The sequence below is a fragment of the Streptococcus sp. HMSC077F03 genome, assembly GCF_001812375.1.
Taxonomy (GTDB): Bacteria; Bacillota; Bacilli; order Lactobacillales; family Streptococcaceae; genus Streptococcus; species Streptococcus oralis_S.
Window position 1 is genome coordinate 68446 of the sequence record NZ_KV808752.1, and the last position, 6766, is coordinate 75211.

The window sequence follows — 6766 nt, forward strand, 5'->3', positions numbered from 1 at the left end:
TGTTGTTATATTTTATTACATGAGCCATTATAGCAGAATTTTTTTTGAGTGTAAAGAAAAAAACAGAAATTTTCTAAAAATTCTTTCAATTTACAAAACCGAACGTTTTATATAGAAATTAGTTTCTCAAAGAGAAAATCTTAAAGTATGGTATAATATTAGAAATAAAAGGAATCTGGAGGATCAGAATCATGGTATCAACGAAAACACAAATAGCTGGCTTAGAGTTTGACAATTGCTTGATGAATGCAGCGGGTGTGGCTTGTATGACGATAGAAGAGCTTGAAGGAGTCAAAAACTCAGCGGCGGGTACTTTTGTTACGAAGACAGCGACCTTGGACTTTCGTCAGGGCAATCCTGAGCCACGTTATCAGGATGTTCCACTTGGTTCTATCAACTCAATGGGATTACCAAATAATGGTTTAGACTATTATCTGGACTATCTTTTGGACTTGCAGGAAAAAGAGCCAAACCGTACTTTCTTCCTATCTTTAGTTGGCATGTCTCCAGAAGAAACACATACCATCTTGAAAAAAGTTCAAGAGAGCGAATTTAAAGGATTGACAGAGCTTAATCTCTCTTGTCCAAATGTTCCAGGAAAACCTCAGATTGCCTATGATTTTGAGACAACAGACCGTATCTTGGCAGAAGTTTTTGCCTACTTTACCAAACCTCTTGGAATTAAGCTCCCACCATATTTTGACATTGTTCACTTTGACCAAGCGGCAGCTATTTTCAACAAATATCCGCTCAAGTTTGTCAACTGCGTTAACTCTATCGGAAACGGCCTTTATATAGAAGACGAGTCGGTCGTGATTCGTCCTAAAAATGGTTTTGGTGGCATTGGTGGAGAGTATATCAAACCGACTGCTCTTGCTAATGTGCACGCCTTTTACCAACGTCTCAATCCGCAAATCCAAATCATCGGAACGGGTGGCGTCTTGACAGGTCGTGATGTCTTTGAACACATCCTCTGTGGTGCCAGCATGGTGCAGGTTGGAACCACCCTTCACAAGGAAGGCGTCGGTGCTTTTGAGCGCATTACCAATGAACTAAAAGCAATCATGGCGGAAAAAGGATACGAGAGCCTAGAAGATTTCCGTGGGAAATTGCGTTATATTGACTAAACAAAATAGAAAAACAAGAAGAAAGGAGAGAAGATGCTAGCAATAGAAGAGAGCCAAAAGGTATCTCTATCAAATTTATCTAGCTTGAATCTATTTACTGGGACAGACCAGGGTCAGTTTGAAGTTATGAAGAGTCAAGTGTTGAAGCAGATTGGTTATGATTCAGCTGATCTCAATTTTGCTTACTTTGATATGAAAGAAGTAGCTTATAAAGACTTAGAGTTGGAGTTGGTCAGTCTCCCTTTCTTTGCGGATGAAAAAATCGTGATATTAGACCATTTTGTCGATATCACAACAGCCAAGAAACGCTTTTTAGCAGATGATGAGCTCAAGTCGTTTGAGGCATACCTTGATAACCCTTCGCCAACAACCAAGTTATTGATATTTGCAGAAGGAAAGCTAGATAGTAAGAGACGGCTGGTCAAATTGCTCAAACGAGATGCGACTGTCTTTGATGCTATTGAATCCAAGGAACAAGAACTCCGCCAGTATTTCCAAAAATGGAGTCAGACACAAGGTCTGCAGTTTGTGGGGCAATCCTTTGAAAATCTACTTATCAAATCTGGTTTTCAATTTAGTGAAATCCAGAAAAATCTCCTTTTTTTACAGTCTTATAAGTCAGATGGCATGATAGAGGAGAAGGATATTGTCGAGGCTATTCCAAAGACCCTGCAGGACAATATTTTTGATTTGACTCAGCTTATCTTGGGCAAAAAGATCGATCAGGCCCGTGACTTGGTCAGAGATTTGACCTTGCAAGGGGAGGATGAGATCAAGCTCATAGCTGTCATGTTAGGACAGTTTCGTACCTTTACCCAAGTGAAGATTTTATCAGAGACTGGTCAGACGGAATCGCAGATTGTAAGCAGTCTGGGAACTTATTTGGGGCGAAATCCTAATCCTTATCAAATCAAGTTTGCACTGAGAGATTCGAGAGGGATTTCCTTGGGTTTTCTCAAGCGAGCGATTTCTTATTTGATTGAAACAGACTACCAGATTAAGACAGGTGTCTATGAAAAAGGGTACCTGTTTGAAAATGCACTTTTGCAGATCGCGGCAGAGGCAAATTGAGCAAAAAACTTGAAAAAAGAGGATGATTGCGTTATCATTTTCATATAGAAAGAAAAAGAGGTATTACAGATGGCAATTATCTTACCAGACCTTCCATACGCGTATGACGCCTTGGAACCATACATCGATGCTGAAACAATGCACTTGCACCATGACAAGCACCATCAAACCTACGTCAACAATGCCAATGCTGCTCTTGAAAAACACCCTGAAATCGGTGAAGACCTTGAAGCTTTGCTTGCTGATGTAGAATCTATCCCAGCTGATATCCGCCAAGCGCTTATCAACAATGGTGGTGGACACTTGAACCACGCTCTTTTCTGGGAATTGATGACTCCTGAAAAGACTGCCCCTTCAGCAGAACTTGCAGCAGCAATCGATGCAACATTTGGTTCATTTGAAGAGTTCCAAGCAGCCTTTACAGCAGCAGCTACAACTCGCTTTGGTTCTGGCTGGGCATGGTTGGTTGTTAACAAAGAAGGGAAGCTTGAAGTGACTTCTACAGCCAACCAAGACACACCAATCTCAGAAGGCAAAAAACCAATCTTGGGCTTGGACGTTTGGGAACATGCTTACTACGTGAAATACCGCAACGTTCGTCCTGACTACATCAAAGCTTTCTTCTCAGTCATTAACTGGAACAAGGTAGACGAGCTTTACGCAGCAGCTAAATAATAAAATATGGAGGGAAGAGTCATTCTTCTCTTTTTGTTTTATAAGGCAGGAGTCTGACAAAATCGTCAGACTTTTTTCATTTTTATGAGAAACGTGCTAACTGCTAGAAATTATGGTAAAATAGAGTGTTAAGTAATCGTGGAAAAGGAAGACTATGCGTAAAGAAATTGCACCTGAATTATACAACTATAACAAGTTTCCTGGCCCAGAATTTCATGTGAATGGGGATAAGGTTGAGACTGAAGGGATTGCTTTTACCTTGGTTGAAAATATCAAGGATGCCTTCGATGTGACAGTCTTTAATCAACGCTTCTCAGAAGTGTTGACCAAGTTTGATTATGTCGTGGGGGACTGGAGTAATGAACAGCTCCGCCTACGTGGTTTTTACAAAGACGATCGAACAGAGGAAAAAATTGAAAAGATCAGTCGCTTACAGGACTATCTTTTGGAGTACTGTAGTTATGGTTGTGCCTATTTTGTCCTAGAAAACCAAGCACCTAAGCGTGCGTCATTTGACAAGAAATCGCGTAAAAAGGAAGAGGAAAACCTTCCTAGAAGAGGAAAGAAACCTTCGCAAAACAAGAGAAAACCAAATGCGGATAAGAGAAATAGACGTCGTCATAAGGACCAAAAGTCTCAGAAAGAGGACAAGGGACAGCGCCATTTTGTCATTCGTCAGAAATAGATAGAGAATAAGGAGAAGAGATGAAACCGTCTATTTATAGTTTAACACGTCAAACCATGCAAGAATGGGTATTAGAACAAGGAGAAAAGAAATTCCGAGCAGATCAAATCTGGGAATGGCTCTACCGTAAACGTGTCCAGTCATTTGAAGAAATGACCAACCTTTCCAAGGATTTGATTGCTAAGCTCAATGATCAGTTTGTGGTCAATCCATTGAAACAGCGAATCGTACAAGAGTCAGCTGACGGTACTGTTAAGTATCTTTTCGAGTTGCCAGATGGCATGTTGATTGAGACAGTACTCATGCGTCAACACTACGGTTTGTCAGTCTGTGTGACCACTCAGGTCGGTTGTAATATCGGTTGTACCTTCTGTGCGTCAGGCTTGATTAAAAAGCAACGTGATCTTAATAACGGGGAAATCGTAGCGCAGATTATGCTGGTTCAGAAATACTTTGATGAGCGTGGTCAGGACGAACGTGTCAGCCATATCGTTGTCATGGGAATTGGTGAACCATTTGATAACTACAACAATGTTTTGAATTTTGTCCGTACCATCAATGATGACAAGGGGATGGCAATCGGTGCTCGTCACATCACGGTTTCAACCTCAGGTTTGGCCCATAAAATTCGTGACTTTGCTAATGAAGGCGTACAGGTCAATCTGGCTGTTTCTCTTCACGCACCAAACAATGAATTGCGTTCAAGCATCATGAAGATCAACCGTGCCTTTCCGATTGAAAAGCTCTTTGCAGCTATTGAGTACTATATCGAAACAACCAATCGTCGTGTAACTTTTGAATACATCATGCTCAATGAAGTCAACGATGGTGTAGAACAAGCCTTGGAATTGGCTGAATTGCTCAAAAACATCAAGAAATTGTCATATGTCAACTTGATTCCCTATAACCCAGTTAGTGAACATGACCAATATAGCCGTAGTCCTAAAGAGCGCGTGATGGCCTTCTACGATACCCTCAAGAAAAAAGGGGTCAACTGTGTTGTCCGTCAAGAGCATGGTACAGATATTGATGCAGCTTGTGGACAATTACGCTCTAATACAATGAAACGTGATCGCCAGAAGGCAGTCGCAGCGGTAAATCCATAAAATGACTAAAAAAAGAGAATTAATCTTAAGATTGGGAGTGGCTGTTTACAGTCTATGCATTGTCTGTTTTTGTTTTACTCCCCAGCCTCAACTTCCTACAGGAGTGGAAACTCCAGGTATTCAAACTTTTGGACGCCTGGTTTTTCTTTTAACTCCCTTAAACTCCCTTTGGAATCTAGGTGAAGTGACTAGTTTGGGACAAGTTATTTGGATCTTTTTGCAGAACATTTTAAATGTCTTCTTGCTCTTCCCTCTGGTCTTTCAACTGATTTATCTCTGTCCAAATTTACGACAAACCAAAAAAATCATCCTTCTCAGTTTTCTACTGAGTCTAGGAATTGAGTGCTCGCAACTACTTTTAGATTTTTTATTCGACTTTAATCGGGTCTTTGAGATTGATGATTTGTGGACCAATACCCTGGGAGGCTATCTGGCTTGGGTCCTCTATAAAGGACTGCATAAAAATAAGATAAGGAATTAGAATGAGTATTTTAGAAGTTAAAAATTTGAGTCACGGTTTTGGTGACCGTGCAATTTTTGAAGATGTGTCCTTCCGTCTCCTCAAGGGAGAACATATCGGTCTAGTCGGCGCCAATGGTGAAGGGAAATCAACCTTTATGAGCATCGTGACTGGTAAGATGTTACCAGATGAAGGGAAGGTGGAGTGGTCTAAGTATGTGACTGCTGGCTATCTGGATCAGCACGCTGTACTAAAGGAAGGTCAAACCGTGCGTGATGTCTTGCGTACAGCCTTTGATGAGCTATTTAAAGCAGAAGCTCGTATCAATGACCTCTATATGGAAATGGCAGAAGACGGGGCGGATATTGATGCACTCATGGAAGAAGTAGGAGAGCTCCAAGACCGTTTGGAGAGTCGAGATTTCTATACCTTGGATGCTAAGATTGATGAAGTAGCGCGTGCTCTCGGTGTCATGGACTTTGGCATGGATACGGATGTAACTGCCTTATCAGGTGGACAAAGAACCAAGGTGCTTTTGGCTAAACTCCTCCTTGAAAAACCAGATATCTTATTGCTGGACGAGCCAACCAACTACTTGGATGCTGAGCATATTGACTGGCTCAAGCGCTATCTCCAAAACTATGAAAATGCCTTTGTCCTCATTTCGCATGATATTCCTTTCCTCAACGACGTAATCAATATCGTTTACCATGTGGAAAATCAACAGTTGACGCGTTACTCTGGCGACTACTACCAGTTCCAAGAAGTCTATGCCATGAAGAAATCTCAGTTGGAAGCGGCCTATGAACGTCAACAGAAAGAGATTGCAGACCTCAAGGACTTTGTAGCTCGAAACAAGGCGCGTGTTGCAACGCGTAATATGGCCATGTCCCGTCAAAAGAAACTCGACAAGATGGATATTATCGAACTGCAAAGTGAGAAGCCAAAACCATCCTTTGATTTCAAAACAGCTCGTACGCCAGGGCGTTTTATCTTCCAAGCCAAGGACTTGCAGATTGGTTATGACCGTCCACTTACCAAACCCTTAAACCTCACCTTTGAACGCAATCAAAAGGTTGCTATTATCGGGGCAAATGGTATTGGGAAAACAACTCTCTTGAAGTCTCTCTTGGGAATTATTCCACCCATTGCTGGAGAAGTTGAACGTGGCGACTACCTTGAACTTGGTTACTTTGAACAAGAAGTAGAAGGTGGTAATCGTCAAACTCCTCTCGAAGCAGTTTGGAATGCCTTTCCTGCCCTTAACCAAGCAGAAGTTCGCGCAGCCCTTGCTCGTTGTGGCTTGACAACTAAGCACATCGAGAGCCAAATTCAGGTCTTGTCAGGTGGGGAACAGGCCAAGGTGCGTTTCTGTCTCTTGATGAACCGTGAAAACAACGTCTTAGTGCTTGACGAGCCGACCAACCACTTGGATGTAGATGCCAAGGAAGAACTTAAACGGGCGCTTAAAGAATACAAAGGAAGCATTCTTATGGTTTGTCACGAACCAGACTTTTATGAAGGCTGGATGGATCAAATCTGGGACTTTAATAAGCTAACATAAATAGTTATAAAAAAGCCAAGTCGATGAGACATGGCTTTTTGACTAATTATGTGACTACTAGTCCGTCTCGCTCCGCAA

The 6766-nt window shown here is 41.7% G+C and carries 7 protein-coding genes; all 7 read left to right on the forward strand.

Annotated features, from left to right (window positions below; translation table 11 throughout):
- Positions 1-191: 191 nt before the first annotated feature.
- The 7 genes from HMPREF2853_RS00890 (at position 192) to HMPREF2853_RS00920 (ending at position 6688) form a co-directional block, all read left to right on the forward strand.
- Positions 192-1127, forward strand: a complete 936-nt coding sequence (locus HMPREF2853_RS00890; protein ID WP_070534608.1) for a dihydroorotate oxidase — start codon at positions 192-194, stop codon at positions 1125-1127.
- A 33-nt stretch (positions 1128-1160) separates the two neighbouring features.
- The gene (gene holA / locus HMPREF2853_RS00895) at positions 1161-2198 is read left to right on the forward strand and encodes a DNA polymerase III subunit delta (RefSeq protein WP_049500489.1); all 1038 of its coding nucleotides are present in this window, start codon (positions 1161-1163) and stop codon (positions 2196-2198) included.
- A gap of 69 nt (positions 2199-2267) precedes the next feature.
- Entirely contained in the window at positions 2268-2873 is a 606-nt protein-coding gene (sodA, locus tag HMPREF2853_RS00900) for a superoxide dismutase SodA (protein ID WP_000974733.1), read from the forward strand.
- 154 nt (positions 2874-3027) lie between these two features.
- Positions 3028-3558, forward strand: a complete 531-nt coding sequence (locus HMPREF2853_RS00905; protein ID WP_049500491.1) for a YutD family protein — start codon at positions 3028-3030, stop codon at positions 3556-3558.
- Between the two features lie 20 nt (positions 3559-3578).
- Positions 3579-4664: a dual-specificity RNA methyltransferase RlmN gene (rlmN, locus tag HMPREF2853_RS00910; RefSeq protein WP_000804762.1), complete on the forward strand. Its 1086-nt coding sequence runs from the start codon at positions 3579-3581 to the stop codon at positions 4662-4664.
- A gap of 1 nt (position 4665) precedes the next feature.
- Entirely contained in the window at positions 4666-5145 is a 480-nt protein-coding gene (locus HMPREF2853_RS00915; RefSeq protein WP_070534609.1) for a VanZ family protein, read from the forward strand.
- Between the two features lies 1 nt (position 5146).
- Positions 5147-6688, forward strand: a complete 1542-nt coding sequence (locus HMPREF2853_RS00920) for an ABC-F family ATP-binding cassette domain-containing protein (RefSeq protein ID WP_070534610.1) — start codon at positions 5147-5149, stop codon at positions 6686-6688.
- The last annotated feature ends 78 nt before the right edge of the window (positions 6689-6766 follow it).

Coding starts and splice junctions, on each gene's coding strand:
- rlmN (WP_000804762.1), top strand. CDS start 3,579: ATGAAACCGTCTATTTATAGTTTAACACGTCAAACCATGCAAGAATGG.
- HMPREF2853_RS00905 (WP_049500491.1), top strand. CDS start 3,028: ATGCGTAAAGAAATTGCACCTGAATTATACAACTATAACAAGTTTCCT.
- HMPREF2853_RS00890 (WP_070534608.1), top strand. CDS start 192: ATGGTATCAACGAAAACACAAATAGCTGGCTTAGAGTTTGACAATTGC.
- HMPREF2853_RS00915 (WP_070534609.1), top strand. CDS start 4,666: ATGACTAAAAAAAGAGAATTAATCTTAAGATTGGGAGTGGCTGTTTAC.
- HMPREF2853_RS00920 (WP_070534610.1), top strand. CDS start 5,147: ATGAGTATTTTAGAAGTTAAAAATTTGAGTCACGGTTTTGGTGACCGT.
- sodA (WP_000974733.1), top strand. CDS start 2,268: ATGGCAATTATCTTACCAGACCTTCCATACGCGTATGACGCCTTGGAA.
- holA (WP_049500489.1), top strand. CDS start 1,161: ATGCTAGCAATAGAAGAGAGCCAAAAGGTATCTCTATCAAATTTATCT.